This window comes from Deinococcus multiflagellatus, assembly GCF_020166415.1.
Taxonomy (GTDB): Bacteria; Deinococcota; Deinococci; order Deinococcales; family Deinococcaceae; genus Deinococcus; species Deinococcus multiflagellatus.
In genome coordinates, this window is record NZ_JAIQXV010000005.1 from 22227 (window position 1) to 40755 (window position 18529).

General features: G+C 70.1%; 16 protein-coding genes. 7 read left to right on the forward strand and 9 right to left on the reverse strand.

The genetic code is table 11. The features are described from left to right. Positions 1–68 precede the first annotated feature (68 nt). Positions 69–2042, forward strand: a complete 1974-nt coding sequence (locus K7W41_RS08545; protein WP_224606909.1) for an eCIS core domain-containing protein — start codon at positions 69–71, stop codon at positions 2040–2042. Positions 2043–2044: 2 nt separating this feature from the next. Then, complete coding sequence (locus K7W41_RS08550) at positions 2045–2530, forward strand: hypothetical protein (RefSeq protein ID WP_224606911.1); 486 nt, start codon at positions 2045–2047, stop codon at positions 2528–2530. Between the two features lie 96 nt (positions 2531–2626). Here the strand turns inward: K7W41_RS08550 and tkt are convergent, their stop codons facing one another. Continuing rightward, on the reverse strand, positions 2627–4597 hold the full coding sequence (gene tkt / locus K7W41_RS08555; protein WP_224606913.1) for a transketolase: 1971 nt from the start codon (positions 4595–4597) through the stop codon (positions 2627–2629). A gap of 437 nt (positions 4598–5034) precedes the next feature. On the opposite strand from tkt, the gene K7W41_RS08560 reads away from it, so the two are divergent. Beyond that, the gene (locus K7W41_RS08560; protein WP_224606915.1) at positions 5035–5955 is read left to right on the forward strand and encodes a GNAT family N-acetyltransferase; all 921 of its coding nucleotides are present in this window, start codon (positions 5035–5037) and stop codon (positions 5953–5955) included. 719 nt (positions 5956–6674) lie between these two features. On the opposite strand, the gene K7W41_RS08565 is transcribed toward K7W41_RS08560, so the two are convergent. The 8 genes from K7W41_RS08565 to K7W41_RS08600 form a co-directional block, all read right to left on the reverse strand. After that, entirely contained in the window at positions 6675–7151 is a 477-nt protein-coding gene (locus K7W41_RS08565; RefSeq protein ID WP_224606917.1) for a hypothetical protein, read from the reverse strand. Next, positions 7148–8323 carry a DUF1501 domain-containing protein gene (locus K7W41_RS08570; RefSeq protein ID WP_224606919.1) on the reverse strand — a complete coding sequence of 392 codons (1176 nt, stop codon included), beginning with the start codon at positions 8321–8323 and terminating at the stop codon, positions 7148–7150. Before K7W41_RS08570 ends, K7W41_RS08565 begins: the two co-directional genes overlap by 4 nt. Positions 8324–8444: 121 nt before the next feature. Beyond that, on the reverse strand, positions 8445–9707 hold the full coding sequence (locus tag K7W41_RS08575; protein WP_224606921.1) for a DUF1800 domain-containing protein: 1263 nt from the start codon (positions 9705–9707) through the stop codon (positions 8445–8447). Positions 9708–9754: 47 nt separating this feature from the next. Further along, positions 9755–10582, reverse strand: a complete 828-nt coding sequence (locus K7W41_RS08580; RefSeq protein WP_224606924.1) for a transcriptional regulator — start codon at positions 10580–10582, stop codon at positions 9755–9757. Further along, on the reverse strand, positions 10579–10863 hold the full coding sequence (locus K7W41_RS08585; RefSeq protein WP_224606926.1) for a hypothetical protein: 285 nt from the start codon (positions 10861–10863) through the stop codon (positions 10579–10581). The genes K7W41_RS08580 and K7W41_RS08585 overlap by 4 nt, the downstream gene beginning before the upstream one ends. Beyond that, on the reverse strand, positions 10860–11408 hold the full coding sequence (locus tag K7W41_RS08590; protein ID WP_224606928.1) for an RNA polymerase sigma factor: 549 nt from the start codon (positions 11406–11408) through the stop codon (positions 10860–10862). The genes K7W41_RS08585 and K7W41_RS08590 overlap by 4 nt, the downstream gene beginning before the upstream one ends. A gap of 104 nt (positions 11409–11512) precedes the next feature. Continuing rightward, entirely contained in the window at positions 11513–12628 is a 1116-nt protein-coding gene (locus K7W41_RS08595) for a polysaccharide deacetylase family protein (protein WP_224606930.1), read from the reverse strand. Then, positions 12619–14961, reverse strand: a complete 2343-nt coding sequence (locus K7W41_RS08600; protein ID WP_224606932.1) for a G8 domain-containing protein — start codon at positions 14959–14961, stop codon at positions 12619–12621. The genes K7W41_RS08595 and K7W41_RS08600 overlap by 10 nt, the downstream gene beginning before the upstream one ends. A 118-nt stretch (positions 14962–15079) precedes the next feature. Here K7W41_RS08600 and K7W41_RS08605 point away from each other — a divergent pair, with 118 nt between their 5' ends. Genes K7W41_RS08605 through cobT form a run of 4 tightly spaced genes read left to right on the forward strand, consistent with a single transcriptional unit; the run spans position 15080 to position 18286 of the window. Continuing rightward, entirely contained in the window at positions 15080–15754 is a 675-nt protein-coding gene (locus K7W41_RS08605) for a metal-dependent transcriptional regulator (protein ID WP_221091018.1), read from the forward strand. Positions 15755–15792: 38 nt separating this feature from the next. Beyond that, the gene (locus K7W41_RS08610; protein ID WP_224606935.1) at positions 15793–16527 is read left to right on the forward strand and encodes an adenosylcobinamide-GDP ribazoletransferase; all 735 of its coding nucleotides are present in this window, start codon (positions 15793–15795) and stop codon (positions 16525–16527) included. 21 nt (positions 16528–16548) lie between these two features. After that, positions 16549–17175, forward strand: coding sequence for a histidine phosphatase family protein (locus K7W41_RS08615; RefSeq protein ID WP_224606938.1), 627 nt, complete (start codon positions 16549–16551; stop codon positions 17173–17175). Next, a complete protein-coding gene (gene cobT, locus K7W41_RS08620; protein WP_224606941.1) occupies positions 17165–18286 on the forward strand; it encodes a nicotinate-nucleotide--dimethylbenzimidazole phosphoribosyltransferase in 1122 nt (373 codons plus the stop codon). Before K7W41_RS08615 ends, cobT begins: the two co-directional genes overlap by 11 nt. The last annotated feature ends 243 nt before the right edge of the window (positions 18287–18529 follow it).

An 18529-nucleotide genomic window follows, 5' to 3' on the forward strand; every position in this document is an offset into this window, starting at 1 on the left:
GCAGGGAGGGGCGCAATCTGGGCAGTGCGTCACTGACCCGGCGTCTATGCTGGGGAACAGGAGGCCTGATGGAGTACCAGCGCCAGCGTTCCCAGATCCGTCCGTCTAAAGAGCGTTCTCTCGTCGTGGAAAACGGGTTGGCCGACCCACAGGTGGCCCTGCAGCGGCAAGTGATGCAATTGCTTGAACGGCCTGCACGCCTGCAGCGGCAAGCGGCTGGGCCAGTGCTGCGGGCCTCAGGGTTAGAGCAGCAAGAGGTAGCCCGGCTCGCTGTTCAGCGCCAAACCGTCAGTGAGCAGTTGGCCGCCTTGCCCCAGGTGGAGGCTGCACCGATTCAGCGACAGGTCCAGCCCGTGCCCGCCAAACCTCAGAGCCCCGCCGACTGGGTGACGGTGATGCGCCACCGGGCCGAGCAGGTTGAAGGCAAGTCCCTGGACACGCGGCAATATGCCCAGTTCACGGCGCTGCAACGACAAGTAGCGAATACGTTGGTCCAAGGCTTTCGTTCAGACCGAGGCCCCGCCCAAGCGAGATATGACACCTACGGCGAGCATTTAGCGACCCTGCAACGCCATGAGATCAGTGCGCCAGTCAGCCGCGTGGTGCTGGGCCTGGTGCCCCCTGGGGAACGCCTAGCCCTTCAGCGAGCCGTGGACACAGCCGTTCAGCGCTACGAGGCTGAGGCGGCCCTATCAGCCACCGCTGCCCACCGCCAGACCCTACAGCGGCAGTTGGCGGAATTGGATGCGGAAGCGACGCAGCCAGTCTTGCAGCGCATTCAAGCCCGACGGGGCGGAGGCAATCCTCTGCCCGAAGCGATTCAACGGCACCTCGAACAAGGGCTCAACCACGACCTGTCCCGGGTGCGCATCCACGATGATGCGGAAGCGGACAGGCTCGCTAAGGGTGTCAATGCCCTGGCCTTCACCACCGGCAGCGACATTTTCTTCCGAAGTGGGAAGTTCAATCCGAACAGCCAATCTGGCCTGGAATTGCTGGCGCATGAAGTCACCCATACCGTGCAGCAGTCGCAAGGGCGCGTCGGCCCGGGTGTGGACCCCGATGCTGGGCTGGAAGCCGAGGCCCGGACGATGGGCGCCAAGCTCGCCGTGTCTCCAGTCAAAGTGACGAAGGTGCAGCGGGCAACCCTACGTTCTATTCATTCTGCAGCGCCGCTCCAACGTCAGCTGGAACCAAGGACTCCAGTATCCGGCCAGGTTCCTCTTGACGCGGCTCGCCTGGAACAACTTCGGAGACTCACCGTGGACTACAAAAAGTTGGTGGACTCTGGAGTCATTACGCCCGCCGAGCAGCAAAAGGTCAATGCGGCTTTGCGCCAGGTTTCAGGCAGCATTCAGAGGGCACAGTCGCTCGCTGGACGCGGAGGTACGGCTCGCATGCTCGCTGCTGGAAGTGTGAGTGGTGCGGGCGCGCTTCTTGCCGATGACGTCACCGGAATAGGGGTTGCCGACGATGTAGCCATTCCATTCGTGCTTCTCTTCGGTGCAGGGGCTTTCGTTGTCTCCAAATTCACTCAGTCATCGTCGGCTGAGCAGCAGCAGGCTTGGCAAGGGGCACAGGGGGCCGTGAATACTGCGGTGGCCGTGCTGGGTGGCGTCGTCGCAATGGGTAAAAAGCGATCTCAAGCCCGCACTGAGACGCAGGCCAGAACCGGGACCACGACTGCCACAGCCGCGAATCAACGGCAGCAGCCCATACACACCATGCGCTTTCAGGTGCAATGGGGGTCAAATTCCGGTGGTCCGACCTTCTCAGAAGTGGTGAACGCGCCAGGTAACGTGGGCGTCACTTCTGCACAAGCAGTCGCGGCCTTGACAGCTGTGGTGGCCTCGGTGAGCCCAAAGGCGGCTCGCCTGGCTGCGGCGCCGGCTCTTGCGAAGCAGCTCAAGTTCGTCAACGCTGCTCCTCCTGCAGGCCTCACCCAGCAATATCGGTCCTGGAGCGCCTACTTTCCCTATCTGAAGTTCAAAGATGCGCGCGTTGATGTAGAGAATTTGCGCGGGCACAACTTGAGGACCTGACAATGACCTTGATTGCCGATCTGCTCAACACAGCATTCAGCAGGCGCAAAACGTCCCTAGATGCCATTGGGGCCTTGGGCCTGCTTCTAGAAGAGAAACGGGCGAAACGCCCGCCGGGTGAAGATGGCGGGCTGCTTGAGTTACTCGGCCCAGAGCTGGCTACGTACCGTCTTTCCGATGCTGAGCGGACGGAGATTATTGAAGCCCTCTCAAATGCAGTGCTGAAGCAGCGAAAAATTAATCACAGCATGATCTGGGCATTGAACAAGAGTGCTGATGAACGCATTTTTCCTGTGCTGGCGACCGTCCTCAAGCGGACCTTACGCGTAGGATCACAGGAAGATGCTGCCAGTGAGGCCTTAAATGGCTTGGCTCTGTTTTACCCAACCTCTAAGTCAGTGTTGGAAGAAGCTGCCAGGCTTGGGCAAGGTGAGGTGCGAGAGCAGGCACAGGAACTTTTGGAAAGGCTGTCGCTTTACGATGACTGACTTTAAGAGCTTTCAGTTGAGTATGAGGGATACAGCCTCCCCGTAGGCTTGAGAAGGGGGCCGACGAGTGAAATCGGCCCCTCCTGTTCGCAGGGCTTACAGAATGCCTTTCACCACCTTCACCACGTTCTGCACGCTGAAGCCGAACTTCTCGAACAGCACGCTGGCGGGCGCGCTGGCGCCGAAGGTGTCCATGCCGATCACAGCGCCGTCCAGGCCCACCCACTCGTACCAGGGCCCCTTGCTGGCGGCCTCAATCGCCACGCGCTTGACCCCGGGGGTCAGCACCGAGTCGCGGTAGGAGCGCTCCTGGGCGCGGAAGACTTCCATGCAGGGCATGGAGACCACGCGGGCGGCAATCCCGTCCCCGCTCAGGGCCTCGGCGGCGTCCAGCGCGAGGCTGACCTCGCTGCCCGAAGCCATCAGGATGACCTGGGCCGCGCCTTCGGCGTCGCGGACGACGTAGGCGCCCTTTTTCACGCCCGCGTGGTTGCGCGGCAGAATCGGCAGGTCCTGGCGGGACAGGGCGATGGCGGTGGGGCCCTTGTCGTATTCCAGGGCCATCTGCCACGCGGCGGCCGTTTCGTTGGCGTCGGCGGGGCGGATGACGTGGGCGCCGGGCACAGCGCGCAGCATGGCGAGCTGGTCAATGGGCTGGTGGGTGGGGCCGTCCTCGCCCAGGCCAATCGAGTCGTGGGTGAGCACGTAGGTCACCGGCTGCATTTGAATGGCGCTCAGGCGCAGGGCCGGCTTCAGGTAATCGGCAAACACCAGGAAGGTGCCCACCAGCGGGCGCAGGCCGCCGTACAGGCTCAGGCCGTTGGCCGCAGCCGCCATGCCGAACTCGCGCACGCCGAACAGCACATTGCGCCCGCCCATGCTGTCGGCCTGCAACTCGCCACCGTCCTTGATGGTGGTCTTGGTGCTGCCCGAGAGGTCCGCGCTGCCGCCCATCAGGCCGGGCACCACCTTGGCCAGCGCGTTGATCACCTCGCCGCTGGCGTTGCGGGTGGCCACCGCCTTGCCGCCTACCTCGTAGCTGGGCAGGGCGTCGGCCAGTTGCGCGGGCAGGTCGCGGGCCAGCAGGGCGTCCACTTCGGCCGCCAGTTCAGGGTGGGCGGCGCGGTAGCCGTCCATCAGGGCGTTCCAATCGGCTTCCAGCGCCGCGCCGCGTTCGCGGGCGTTCATATGGGCGGCCACCTCTTCGGGCACCGTGAAGGGCGGGTAGTCCCAGCCCAGGGCCTGCTTGGTGGCGGCCACGCCCTCGGCGCCCAGGGGCTCGCCGTGGGCCTTGCTGGTCCCGGCGCGGGGACTACCAAAGCCAATCACCGTGCGCACCTGAATCAGGGTGGGGCGGTCGGCGTTCTGGGCTTCGGCAATGGCCGCGCGAATCTGCCCCAGGTCGTTGCCATCGGCCACCTTCAGCACGTTCCAGCCGTAAGCGCGGTAACGGGCGGCGGTGTCCTCGGACTCGGCCTTGCTGGTGGGGGTGTCCAGCTGAATCTGGTTGTCGTCGTGCAGCCAGATCAGCTTGTTCAGGCGCAGGTGCCCGGCCAGCGCGGCGGCCTCGTGGTTCACGCCTTCTTGCAGGTCGCCGTCGCCCAGAATCGCGTAGGTGTGGTTGTTGAAGAGGGCAAAGTCGGGGCGGTTGTAGCGCGCGGCGAGGTGCGCTTCGGCCATCGCCATGCCCACGGTCATTGCGGCGCCCTGGCCCAGCGGCCCGGTGGTGGCGTCCAGGCCTGGGGTGTGGAAGAACTCGGGGTGGCCGGGCGTCTTGCTGCCCCACTGTCGGAAGTTTTTCAGGTCTTCGAGCGGCATGTCGTAGCCGGTGAGGTGCAGCAGGCTGTAAATGAGCATGCTGGCGTGCCCGGCCGACAGCACAAAGCGGTCGCGCCCGGCCCATTCGGGGTGCTGGGGGTTAAAGCGCAGGAACTCCTGCCACAGCACGTAGGCCATAGGGGCGGCCCCCAGCGGCGCGCCGGGGTGGCCACTGTTGGCGGCCTGCACGGCGTCAATGCTCAGGGTGCGGATGGTGTTCACGCTCAGCTGCGACACGTCAGTGGACATGCCGTCCATCCTACCCTGCCGCGGATATGTGTCTTTCGTACACTTAGAGACAGGACCTTTACACACGCAGGGACAGGCCAAAAAAAGCGCCCCACCAGACGCGGGGGGCGGAAAAAGGGCCGAGCTTGAACAGCATCCGTCCTGGACCACAAGCACACCACGGCGCTTCCATTCCGGTACAAACAGAATACGGCATGGGCAGAATTCTGTCAAGGCAATCTGTGAATGTGAGGTGAGTATGAATTGGGCTGTATGGCGGTGGGCACTGTTGAGCTCGGGGTGATGGGGGAGAGGGGTAGCTGCATATACGCTGCCTCGGGGTGGAGAATGCTGGGGTGGTGGCTCTGCTTCCTCGGGCAGGGCATGCCCCCGGACTCCGCCATCTGGCTTAGGGGGCCGATTCGCCTCCGGCCAGGGTGGCCGGGCACCATAGCCCCATGACCCACGCCCTGCACCCCACCGCACACCTGCCCACCCTGCGCCCCTTTCGCCAGAGCGACGCCCCGGCGGTGGCCCGCCTCGTGACCGAGAGCGTGCGCGGCCACTGGACCTACACGCCAGAGCAGTTCCGCGAAGTCTCGCCGCCCACCCGGCTGGTGGCCGAACAGGACGGCGCGGTGATCGGCACTGCCCGGCTTGCTCCCTTTGGCCCGGGGGTCCCTGACGCCCTGCGCCTGGATCTGGCCGGGGAGGCGGCCACCTTTACTGCGCTCACCCTGGCCCTGCTGGCCGAGGCACAGGGCGGCTTTGCGCGCGTGCTGGGCGTGACCCGCGAGGATTTTGGCGAGCAGATGACCTTTTTTCAGGCGGCGGGCTTTCGCAACGCGTGGCAGTCGTGGGGGGCGCACCTGGATCTGACGGCCTTTGATCCTGCCCCGTTTGAGCCCCTGCAAGAGCGCCTCTTCCTGGCCGGCTACGAGCCCGAGCGCCTGTCCTCAACGGCCCCGGAAAGCGACTGGGCCGCCGTGTTCGCCCTGCACGAGTTGGGCCTGCGCGACCGGCCCCGCAACCCCACCACCACGCCTGATCCCCTCAGCCCTGAGCGCCTGCGCGAGACCATCGTGCGGGAAGAAGCCGCCTTCGTGACCCGGCTTGGGGGCGAGATCGTGGCCCTCACCCGCCTGAGCCTGCGCGGCCCCGAGGTGGACTCTGAAGACACCGTCACCCACCCGGCCCACCGGGGGCGCGGCGTGGCCACCGCCCTGAAGGCCCACGCCCTGGGCTGGGCCAAAGCCGAAGGCCACACCCACGCCGGCACGGGCGGCACGGTGCTGAACCTGCCCATGCTGCGCGTGAACACCCGCATGGGCTACCGGGTAGAGCGCATGTGGATCACCTGGGAAAAGGCGTTGGCCTGAGTGTATAGAGGGCCCGCCCAGACGTGGCTGTTCAGGCGTCTGGGCGGGCGTTTCTCGGGTCGGTCGGCTGGGGTTGACCCCGGCTGCATATGGCGCTATCTTGGTTCTATCACCGCCGAAGAAGGCGGCTTTTTTGTTTTGGTGCCTTGCGTGGGGCTGGTGTGGTGGAGGGTCCCCATGTCCGGCTCTTGTTTAAGAGGGGTCAATAGGGCGGGCATAGCAACCCAGCCGGGCGCAGGTGAAGGCGGAGGCGCTGGGCATCGTTCGGCCAGGAAGCATTGCTCCTCGGGGCCACTTCGGGAAACGGGTGTCAGTGAAGCCTTCCTTCCCGCTTCAGTCGCAGTGAGGCTATAGCCCGGTCGCCCAACCGCTCCTCCTGCATAGCCCCCCGTCAATCACCGCGTAAACCAACGTCCAGCACGGTGAAAACAGGCCCCACTGGCTGGGGTTGATCCCGACTGCATACGGCGCTATCTTGGTTCTATCACCGCCGAAGAAGGCGGCTTTTCTATTTTGCTTGCTATGGAGTGCCCGGCCTGTCGCGGCCAACCCCAGAGTGCGGCTGGGAGGTTCGCCGCCCTGAGTTATGCAGCAGCCTCGCCTTGCCTCTCCACAGAAAAGACGGTCAGAACGCCCCAAATCTGCCCCAATGGCTGAACTTGACCCAGGCTGCATACCACGCTATCTTGTTCTTATCACCGCCGAAGAAGGCGGCTTTTTTATTTTGCTTTCTTGAGGGGGGCGTACTGGGCCACGCCGCCGGCCTGCTCAAAGGCAGCCGCAAGGTCGGCCACCGGGGTTTCGGGCTTGCTCTGGGGATCGCCGGGGAGGGTTTTGGCAAAGACCTCCAAGGCGTCTGCGTAGCTGTCGCCGTCGGCGTCGGTGTTGGCGGCCAGCAGCTGGGACAGGGCCTGGGGGAAATTCAGGTGCTGCCCGGCGGCAGCGGCCTCGGCAAAGGTGCGCTGCAGGGCCTGCCCGAACGGGTTCCAGCCTGGCCCGCCTGCCGGGTCCACATGGCAGTAGGTGCAGGGCATCACCCGGCGGTCCAGCTGCCACAGGGCGTTGCCTTCCGTCAGGTGCAGCTGCGGGGCGGCCTGGGTGCGGTACTTGGGCAGGGCCAGGGCCGGACTGACCAGGGCGGGGGCAGCCACCACCAGCGCCCCCAGCAGCCCCGCCACCAGACGGGGCGGGGTCATGACGCGATCCAGCTGGGGCCGGTAAACGAGCCGCCCAGAATCTCGCGGGCGTTCAGGCCCAGCCACTTGGTCAGGGCCTCGGCGTACACGCCCCGGAAGTCCTGCTTGTAAATAATGTCGCCGTCCGAGAGCTTTTCCAGGTCGGGGCTGCTGCCGTGAATGCCACCTTTGACGCCCTGGCCCAGCGCAAACATCACGCTGCCCTTGCCGTGGTCGGTGCCCGCGCTGCCGTTTTCGGCCACGCGGCGGCCGAACTCTGAAAAGCCCATCACGATCACGTCGCCGGCCACGCCCTGCCGCTCCAGGTCGGTCTGGAAGGCGGCCAGCCCCCCCGCCAGGGTCGCCAGCAGGTCGTCCTGCTCGGCGCGCTGCCCGGCGTGGGTGTCAAAACCCCCCAGCGACACGTACAGCACCCGCTGGCCCACCCCGGCGGCGATCAGGCGCGCGGCCTCGCGCAGTTGACCGGCAAACTTGGTCTGGGGGTAGGTGGCGCCCGCCTTGTACTTCTTGGCGTTTTCCTGCACCCGGGCGGTGTTTTTCAGCATTTGGCGGGTGGCACGCGTGAGGTACGCGGCCTCGCCCGTGCGGGGGGAATTCAGCATGGACTGAAAGGGCGTCTGCATGCCGTCGGGCAGTTTCAGCTGAAAGTTGTCAATGGACTCGATGCTGGGCAGGCTGAAGTCGCTGGCGCGCAGGGCCTGGGGCGTGGAGCCGCCCACGTTGCTGGCGCAGAAGGGATCGCCAATCTGCTCGGCGAGGCGGCCAATCCAGCCCTCGGCCTGGGCCTGGGTGGGGTCGGCGGTGTGCCAGATCGCCATGGAGGCAAAGTGGCTGCGGTTGGGGTTGGGGTACCCCACGTTTTCCATCCAGGCCAGCTTGCCGCTGTCCCAGAGGCCCATGAGCGGGCGCAGGCTGGGGTGCATCCCCAGGTCTCCGGTGACCGTCAGCACGTCCTTTTTGGGAATGGCGATGTTGGGGCGCGCGGCGTAGTAGGCGCCGTTGGTGTGGGGAATCAGGGTGTTCAGGCCGTCGTTGCCGCCGGTCAGCTGAATGACCACCAGGGTCTTTTTGCCGCCGGCCTGCGCAGCGGCCCGCGCCAGAAAGCCCGGCATGCCGCTGGTGGCCGCCACCGCCAGCGCCGAAAGTTTCAGAAAGTCGCGTCGGTTGGTCATGGGGGGAACCTCGGGTGGTGGGAAGTGGGTTGTGGGAAGTAGGGAGTGGGAAAAGACCTTGGGGGACAAGGCTTCGGGGTCTCTGGGTCTCAGAGCTCATGGCTCATGGCCCAGAGCCCTTCTACGCCAGCTGAAACTCGGGGCTGATCATGCTCATGTAGGTGCGCTGGCGGCCCTTGAGGCTGGACAGCAGCACGGCCGCCGCCGGGCGCTCCTGACCGGTCATGGCGAGGAGGCTGGGGGGCTCGGTGGTCGGGGCCTTGGAGGTCAGCGTGAGGGCCGCCGCCACCTGCAGGCGCAGCAGCAGGGTGGAATCGTTGATCCATTCGCGTCCGCCGTCCCAGCCCTTGACGGTGTCGGGTTCCAGCAGCAGCTGGCCCATGCGCCCGGCGGTGCCGGTGAGGTTCAGCAGCGTCTTGGCGTCGAAGGTTGGCTGGCCCAGGGTGCGCAGCGCGCCCACGATGAACTCCACGGGCGAGCGAATAATGCGCGCGCGGCTGGCGTAAAACACCTCGCTGCTCAGCAGTTCTTCCAGCACGGCGCCCACGTCGCCCCCAGTGCGGCGCCACGTTTCGGCGCTGCCGGCCACGGCGGCTTCGTCGGGGGTGTCGGCCACAAAGGCGCGGTGCAGCTTGCGGGCCACGAAGGTGGCGGTCTGCGGGTGGGCGGTGGCCAGCCGGATGATGTCCTCGCCCCGCAGGGTGCCGCTCTGGCCCAGGTAGGTTTTGCGCCCGCTGTCAAACTGCCCGGCCTGAAACACGAATTTGGGTTCGTCGAGATACTGCTTGTTGCCGCGCCCACCCACGAAGGTCCAGCCGGTCAGGGCGCGGGCGCCCTCGCGCACGTCGGTTTCCGTGTACGCGCCGATGCCGGTGGTGAACAGTTCCAGCAGTTCGCGGCTGAAGTTCTCATTGGGCTTGCCCTTGCGGTTCTGGTCGTTGTCGAGGTAGCGCAGCATGGCCGGGCTCTGGGCAATGTCCAGCGTGAAGCGCTCGAAACTGGGGGTGGCCGCGTGGCGGCGCAGCAGCGCCAGATACCCCAGCAGGGCCGGGGTGTTGCGCACCTTGTCGGTGCCGACCACAAAGTGGTTACTCCAGGTCAGCGCCAGTTTCTCGCGCAGCGGGTGGGGGCCGTAGACCAGTTCAAACAGCCACGCGCCGCGCGTGAGCTGAATGGCCGCGCCCGGCGAGGCCCCCTGCATCGGGTCAAAGGGGTTGTTCGGGGCCAGCGTCTGGTCAAAGGCCAGGGCGGCTTTGGCGACGCTGCGGGCGTCCTTGCCGGCCAGGGCGCGAATCTGGGCGTCGGTGGCGCCAAAGGCGGTGCGGCGCAGAAAGTGCGCGGCGTCCTCGGCGGTGAGTTTGCGGGGCAGGGGGGTCAGGGACATGGCGGCTCCTTGGCGGGGCGGGATGGGGGGGGCAGAAGGGGGGGCAACTACAACTTAGAGTCGGCGCGGGCCGCAAAAGTTCCGGGGGGCGGGGCTGGGGTGGGGGAGAGGCGGCGGGAGGTGACCTGAAAGGGGTTCAGCGGCGTCTGGTCGGTGCGGGTGATGCCCGACAGCGCCGCGCCCAGGGGCCCAGGCGGCAGGTTGCCCACCAGCCACACAAAGCCCCCCGCCACCCGGCGCGAGGCCACCCCGGGCGCCGCCGCCACGTCCCGGCGCGCCAGCACCAGCGTCAGGGTGTTCAGGCCGTCGGTGAGGACAATGTCCATGCCCGCTGCCCGGCGGCCCACGCCCGAGGGCACGAAACCTGGGGGCAGCCGCAGCCCCGGCAGGGCCTGGGCCAGCGCGGCGCGCAGGCCAGCCGGCACGGCGGGCGGGGCCACGTTCTGGCGCACCGGGGCGGCCCCCACCTTCACAAAGGCCGCGCGCCGGGCCAGCGCGCCCCCGGCCGAGCGTTCCTCGTAGGCCAGCGGCACGTTCCAGGCGGTGTCCACCCACAGCGACCAGCGCGCCGCCTGCCCCACCTTGGGGGTAAGGTCGTAGCGGATGACCGCCCGGCCTGCCACCGTGTCGGGGCCCACGCGGGTGGCGGTGAAGTTCTGCGCGATGAGATTAGGGCGCGCGGGCACCGTGGGCAGCGTGGCGGCGCGGCGGGTGGGTTCGGGGCGCGGCGGAAACAGCACCGTGACCTCGGCCTGCCCGCGCGCGGCCAGGGTGCGGGCCTGTTTCAGGGCGCCCAGCACCTCGGCCATCTCGGCCTCTGGGCCCGCTGCCTGCGCCGCGCCCAGCAGGGCCAGCCCTAAGGCCAGCAGCCTCACCAGCCCTCTCCCCAGGCGCTCTGGTAAACGTCGTAGGCGGCGCTGGCGGGCAGGGCGGTCGCGGCGGGGCGCAGCATCAGGGCGCCCGCCACCACGGCGGCCCCCAGCGCCGCCGAGAGCCAGCCGGCGCGGGTGTGCCGGGCCCGTGCCTGGGTCTGTGCCGCACGGTGGGCCACTAGAAAGCGCGCGGCGGCGGCGTGGTCGGCCGGGGTCAGGGTGCGGGCCTGGGCGAACAGGGTGTCCAGTTCGGGGGCCGGGTGGGGGACAGGGGGGTCGGTCATGGGGTCACTCCAGCGGCCAGGAGCCACTCGCGCAGGGCGGCGCGGGCGCGGGCAATGCGGCTTTTGACCGTGCCCAGTTCGGCGCCCGTGATCTGGGCAATCTCAGCGTAATCCAGCCCCGAGAGCTCGCGCAGGGCAATGGCCTCGCGCTGCTCGCGCGGCAGCGTCGCCAGGGCGCGTGAAAGGCGCTCGCGCACCTGCGCCTGTTCGCCCGCGCGGGCCGGGTCGTGGGGGGCGGCGGGTTCGGGGCCCTCGGCCAGCGGCAGGCTCTGGCGGGCCGCGAGCGCCTTGTGGCAGGCGTTCAGGGTCACGCGGTGCAGCCACGTGCTGAAGGCGGCGTCATGGCGAAAGCTCTTGAGGTGGCGGTGCACGGCGATAAAGACCTCCTGCACCACGTCGTCGGCGGCGCCGGGGCCCACCGTCACGGCGGCCAGGCGGTGCACGCCGGGCGCGTGGCGCGTCACCAGCGCCTCAAAGGCCCGCTCGTCGCGCAGGGCCAGGCGCGCCAGTTCGGCGTCTGGAAGGGGGGCGTAGGGGTCATTCAAGGGCACCTCGAATGTTAGAGGAGCCTGGGGCCCAGAAAGTTCCCCGGGCCAGGGCGGGTGGGTCCGGCCCCCAGGTGCCCTCCGGACGACGTGTGGACCTGGGCTCAGGGCCGGGCAGTGCCGGCCAATGTGGCTGCGTCGGGGCGCATCGCGTCCACCGTCTCGAAGGCGTAGCCCTGGGCCTGCGCGGCCCGGATCATGGCGGGCAGGGCCTGCAGGGTGGCGTCCACGTTGTCGTGCAGCAGCACGATCTGCCCGGGGCGAAGCTGCTGCACAAAGGCGCGCTGCAGCTGTCCCGGCGTGCGGCCCAGGTAATCGCCCGGGTTCTGGCTCCACATCACGGTGCTTAGGCCCTGGGCGGCGGCGGCCTGCCGCACGGCGGGGCTGAGCCCACCCCCGGGCGGCCGGAACACCGTGACGGGCTGGCTGGTCAGCGCCCCCAGCAGTGCGGACGTGCGCGCCAGTTCCCGGCGGACCTCGGCCGGGGGCAGGGCCCGGAGCGGCCGGTGGGCATAGCTGTGGTTGCCCACAAGGTGACCGGCGCGGACCAGATCCTGCACGAAATAGGGATAGTGCTCGGCGCCCCGGCCAATCACAAAAAAGGTGGCCCGCACCCCAGCGCGCCGCAGCAGGTCCAGCAGCAGCGGGGTGTAAAGCGGATGCGGGGCGTCGTCGAAGGTGAGGGCCACTGTCCGCATCGGCCCACTGCCCCGCCAGAAGACGGAGGTGGGGGCGGCCGGGCGCGTGGGGGCCAGGGCCACCGGCGCCGCGCCCGCGCGCCAGACCCGGGTATAGGTGCCCTGCCCCAGCGCCCGGGCAACGTGCGCCCGCGCTGCGGCCGGCACCGAGAGGGTCAGCAGCGGCGCTGAAGCCGGCGCGGCGCGCTGACCGGCGCGCCACAGGGTCACGTCCACCTCAGCCAGGTCAGGAAAGGCGCGGTAGGCCGCTTCCACGGCCCGCGCCGCCAGCGCGTTCTGGGCCCCGGGGGCCGTCCCCGCAGGCACGGCAAGGGCCAGCGCGGCCACCCGAATGAAGCCGTTGCCGCGCACGCTCAGGGCCGTGACCTGGGGCAGCGGGACCCGCGCCTGGGCCGCCGCCCCCCGCAGGTCCAGGGGCGAGGAGGAGCCATTCCGCGGGCCCGGCCGGGCGGCCAGACCCAGAAGGACCAGCAGCAGGGCGGCGGCCACCAGGGCGAGGGGGCGCGCCGCCTTCAGAACCACAGGTCCACCGTGGCAGACGTGGCCCCCTGCGCGGGGCGCAACTGCAGCTGCAGGTGGTCCCCACGCCACTGGGCGGCGCTGCCTGGGCTCAGGGTCATGCGGGCGGGCCGGGGGGCAGCGGCCAGGGTCAGCGTCAGAGGGTGCGGCCCCGTGAAGTGGTGGGCGGCCAGCCGCAGGTGGCGCGGCCAGTGCGCTGGGCGCAGTGCGTAGGTGGGCCCCGGCCACAGGTTGGTCTGAAACGAGCGGTTGGGGCCCTCGCGCGGGTTGCCGCGCAGGAGGATGCCCGCGCCGTCCTCGCGGCGCACGGTCAGCGGCCCCATAGCGCGGGGCTGGGGGTCCAGGTCCACCGCAAACAGGCTCACCGGCGAGCCAGGGCAGGTCACGGCGCCCCACGCCGGTTGCCCCACGCAGGCCGGGCGGCGCAGGAAGGGCGTGTCCAGCAGCACCGAGCTGCCGGGGTGGCCCGTCACCGAGCCGTCCACATCCAGAAAGGCGGCGCTGCGGTAGCCGTCGGCGCCCGCGTCCTCGGGGGCCGGCAGGGGCCTGGGGGCCAAGTACACCGGCTGGGCGTTCACAAAGCGCAGGCGCGCGGCGCGGCTGGCCGGATGAAAGAAAAACGGACTGAACTGCAGCGCCCCCAGCGCCCCGGCCGGGCGCTGCGGCGTGGAGACAAAGCCGGTAAACAGCACGTCCTGCACCGCCACCGGACCGTCGTAGAACTCGAAACCGCGCAGGGGAAAGTGCGGCTCCTGCGGCTTGGGGGGCCCGGTGCGGTTGTCACTTTCTCCCACCACCACCCCGCCGCGCAGTTCAGCGTCGGCGGCGGCGAACGTGACCCCAATGGCGTTGTCGGCCAGCCTCACCCTGCTGAGGCGCAGCCCGGTCCCGCGCAGCCACGCGCCACGGCGGCGGTTTTTGTAGGCGGTCAGGCCCTGAAAGTCGGCGGGGCGGGGTGGGCTGTAGTTGGGGGCCTCCAGCACGCCGGGCGGGTTTTTCAGGTTGTCCACGAACAGCCCGGTGTGCCCGGTGGAGTGCGCCACGTTGTCCCGGAATTCTCCCAGGGCCGTGCGCCGGGGCCGGATGGTGCGCGCTTCTTCTGGCGTCACCCCGTCGCCCTGCGGCTGCGGGGGCAGCGAGTACCAGAAGCCTGAATGCTCGGCCCCGGCCGCCACGTTGCCGCGCAGCACGTTGTCGGGGTTGGTGATCCAGAAGGCGGCCGCCAGCACGTCGGTGTCCAGAATCGCCTCGCCAGGGGGCGTGGCCCGGGTCTGCACCGCGAGGTTGCCCAGCAGCTGGTTGCCGGTTTCGGTGCCGTCTTCCAGAAAGAAGCAGTGGCCGCTGGCGCCAAACGTCACGTTGCCTTCCACCCGCGCGCCCTGGGTGCCGTGCAGGGTCAGGCAGCGGTTGAAGGGCTCAGAGAAGCTGGAATCGGCCACGAAGGAGTGGGCTTGCAGGCCCGCGCGGTGAAAATGCACGGGATACATCCCCTTGTGCCCGGCGCGCCCCAGTCCGGTAAAGGCCACGCCGCTGGCGCGCAGGGTGCCGCCGCGCAGCACCATGAGGCTGCCGCCCTGCCGGGCGCGCCGGGCGGCGGCCGGGCTGGTGACGGTAATGGCGCGGCTCAGGGCCCCCACTTCGGCGCGTTCGTCCACGCCGCGCGTGACCTCGCCGTAGTGACGGTAACGCAGCGGCGCGCGCAGCGTCAGCGTCCGGCCGTCCCTGGAACGTGCCGCCACCGTGACCTGTTCGGCCTCGCCCGGGTCGAAGCCGCTGGGGGCCAGGGCCAGCACGGTGCCTGGGCCCCAGTTCACCCCGGCCAGGAGGTGCAGCGTGCGGCTCCCGGCAGGCGCCGTGCGGCTCAGCTGGGTCCAGCGGCTGGGCTGCGCCCCCCACAGCTCCAGGGTGCCGCCCGGCAGCACGGTGAGCAGGCCAGCGGCGCCGCTGGCCGGGCGCCCCGGCAGGCCCAGCACCACCCGCAAGGGGCGGCGAAGGGGCTGAGTGCGCTGGCCGGCCTGCCAGCGGCCCGCAACGTCAATGCGCCCGGCCTGCAGGGTCAGGGGCGCGGTCCCCGCCTGGTCCTGCACCAGCAACTCGCCCTGAATGGTGAGGGCGCCCAGCAGCGGCGGACTGACATCCAGCAGCACCCGCTGGCCCCGGGGGATGGTGACCGCCTGACCGGGCTGGGGCAGGCGGCCGCCCCAGGTGCGCGGATCAGACCAGCGCAGTGGAGCCGGGGGCCGGGCGCTGGCGAGGCCCGCTGCCAGCACGGCCGCTAGGGCACACAGCAGTGCGGGGCCCCACCAGGGGCGTAACCCGGGGCGCAGGCTGGGCATACCCGCGCACTCTAGGGTGCGCGCGGCCGGGCTGGCGTCCGCCGAAAGGGGGACGGGGTGCGCTGCGGGGGACTGCTGCCAGCCCGGCCACGCGGCCCCCCCCGCTACACTGGGCGCCATGACCGGCCGTTCCCTCTCCCGCTCTGCGGAAGATTACCTGAAGCATCTGTACGTGCTGGGGCAGGCCGGCAAGGTGAACACCCAGGCCCTGGCCACCGCGCTGGAGGTGGCCCCCGCCAGCGTCACCGGCATGCTGCGCAAGCTGGCCGAACAGGGCCTGGTGTCGCACGCGCCGTACCAGGGCGCGCGCCTGACCGCCGAGGGCGAGCGGGTGGCGCTGGAGGTGCTGCGCCACCACCGCCTGCTGGAACTGTTCCTGCACCGCGCGCTGGGCGTGCCGCTGGACGAGGTGCACGAGGAAGCCGAGCGCCTGGAACACGCCCTGTCCGAGCGACTGGAAGCTCGCATTGCCGCGTGGCTGGGCGACCCCACCCACGACCCGCACGGCGACCCCATTCCCACGCTGGACGGCGAACTGCCCGCGCAGCCCCAGCGGCGGCTGTCGCAACTGGCCCCCGGCGACCACGCGGCGGTGGCCCGCATTCCCGACGACGACGCCGCGCAGCTGCGCGCCCTGATGGCCGCCGGCCTGACCCCGGGCGCCCCGGTGCAGGTGCAGGGCGTGGACACGGCGCTGGGCACCCTGACCGTCTGGGCCCAGGACCACACCCTGACCCTGGCCCTGGCGGTGGCCGCCCAGATTCATGTGACGTGGCCCGGAGCTGACGGGTGAGGGCTGAGGCATGAGGGCCCAGCCGTGAAGGCGAATCAGTGAGGCCCCGGGACCGACTGGCCCGCCAGGGCCGCGCCCTGCACCTGGCCCTGGCCTTTCTGACCACCTTGCCGCTGCCCCACGTCACCCGGGTGGACGAGGGCGACTTTGCGCGGGCCAGCGCCTACTACCCGCTGGCCGGCTACGCGGTGGGGGGCGCCGTGGCCGCGCTGCTGTGGTGGGGGCCACCGCTGCCCGCCGGGGTGGTGGGCGCGCTGGGCGTGGGTCTGTGGCTGTGGCTGACGGGCATGCTGCACTTTGACGGGCTGGTGGACAGCGCCGACGCCCTGTTTGCCGTCAAGACCCCGGCCCAGCGCCTGGAGATTCTGCGCGACGTGCATGTGGGCGCCTTTGGGCTGGCGACGGGCGCGTTGAGCCTGCTGCTGCTCTGGAGCCTGCTGTCCGCCCCCCTGCCGCCGTACGCCCCCCTGGTGGCGGCGGTGAGCGCGCGGGCGCTGCTGCTGCTGCCCATGAACCGCTACCCGGCCGCCCGCGCCGAGAGCCTGGGGGCGCGCTCGCGCGAGGGGCGGGTCTGGGGCGCGCTGCTGCTGGCGGCCCCCACCCTGCTGCTGCCCGGGGCCTGGCTGGCGTGGCTGGCCGCCCTGCTGGGCGTGCTGGGCGCGGCGGCCTTTGCGGCGCGGCGCCTGGGCGGCGGCCTCAGCGGCGACGTGTACGGCCTGATTGTGGTTACGGCCGAACTGCTGGCTCTGGGCGCCTACGCCTGGGGCCGCTAGGGCAGGGGGGTGGGGGCGGCCATGCTGACCCTGCATCTGGTGCGGCACGCGCCCACGGCGCCCAATGCCCAGCGGCGCTACCCCTTCCCCCACGAGGACGCCCCGCTGAGCTCCGCTGGCGAGGCGCTGGCCCAGACCCTCGGCCGGCTGCTGGCCCTGCCGCCCGGCACCCTGGCCTTCACCTCGCCGGCCCAGCGCGCGCAGCGGACGGCGGCCCTGGCCGGGTTTCCGGGGGCGGTGCCCACCCCGGCGCTGCACGAAGCCCAGTTTGGCGTGATGGCGGGTCACACCTGGGCCGAGCTGGAAGCCCGCTACGGTGAGGCGCCCCGCACCTGGATTGACGCGCTGGCCGCTCCCCGCTCGCCCCTGGGCCCCCCGGGCGGCGAGACGGGGGCGGCCTTTCACGCCCGGCTGTCGGCGTGGCTGGACAGCCTGCCCCCGGCGGGCGAGGCGGTGGCCTTTACCCACGCCGGGCCGCTGCTGGCCCTCCTGCGCCTGACCGTGGACCTGCGTGCGGCGGCTGTTCCCCCGGGCACGGTGGTGACCCTGGCGCGCGCCGGAGATGACTGGTGGCTGCTGCGCCTGTTGCCCCCAGCCCAGACCCCAGCGCCTGCCCTCTGTGCCACAGTGGGCCGCGATGAGCCTTGACCTCTCTCCCGACCTTCACGCCCTGATTGGGGCGGTGCAGCCCGCCGACGCCGCCGCCATGACCCGCGCCCAGGCCCGGCAGGCGCAGCTCACCAAGCCGCCCGGGGCGCTGGGGGCGCTGGAGGCCCTCTCTATCCGGCTGGCGGGGGTGTTCGGCACCGAGCGGCCCCACCCGCGCGGCGTGGCGGTGCTGGTGGCGGCCGGGGACCACGGCGTGGCCGCGCAGGGCGTGAGCGCCTTTCCACCCGAAGTCACCCCGGCGATGGTGGCCAACTTTCTGGCCGATACGCCCTACGGCCCCGGCGGCGCGGCCGTCAACGCCCTGGCGCGCAGCGTGGGGGCCCGGGTGTACGTGATGGACGCCGGGGTGAACGCCGAATTGCCGGCCCACCCCGCCCTGCACCGCGCCGCTGTGCGCCGGGGCACCCGTGACCTCAGCCGCGAAGCTGCCATGACCCCGCAGGAAACCGCCGCCCTGATCCTGGCCGGGGCCGCGCTGGCCCGCCGGGCCATAGAGGGCGGCGCCGACCTGCTGATTCCCGGCGAGATGGGCATTGGCAACACCACCCCGGCGGCGGCCATCAGCGCGCGGCTGCTGGGCCTGGACCCGGCCGCCGTGACCGGGCGCGGCACCGGTGTGGACGACGAGCGGCTGGCCCACAAGGTGGCGGTGATCCGCACCGCCCTGGCCCGCACCCCCGCCACCGACCCCCTGACGGTGCTGGCCGAACTGGGCGGTTTTGAAATTGCCGCGATGCTGGGCATGATGCTGCAGGCAGCGGCCCTGCGCCGCGTGGTGGTGCTGGACGGCTTCGTGGAGGGCAGCGCGGCCCTGGTGGGCGTGGCCCTGGCGCCCGCCCTGCGCGACTACCTGTTCCCGGCCGGCCAGTGCGCCGAGGTGGGGCACGCCGCGCAACTGGCGCACCTGGGCCTGACCCCACTCTTTGGGCTGGACCTGCGTCTGGGCGAGGGCACCGGCGGGGTGCTGGCTGCCCCGCTGCTGCTGGGCGCCGCCGCCACCCTGCGCGAAATGCGCACCTTTGAAGAGGCCGCGGTGCCGGGCGGCGTGGAAGCCGGAGGCCACGGGCGCCAGAGAACCCCGCAGGATTGATACGGCCTCCGAAAAATGCCGTAAGAGGTTTCAGAGTGTTTCCGACCGGCCTGACCCAGCTGCGCCGCAGCGGGAGAAGGAAAAATGCGGATTGCCGGGCCTTGGGCTGGCACAGCGCCGGGGCGGGGAACATCCAGCTCTCTTCTGGATGTTCCGGCAATGGACGGCCGTCCGTATGACTGCTGTGAACTGGTGCCGTCTCCCTTCACCTCACCTGTTGCCCCAGGTTCACCGGAAAGACGC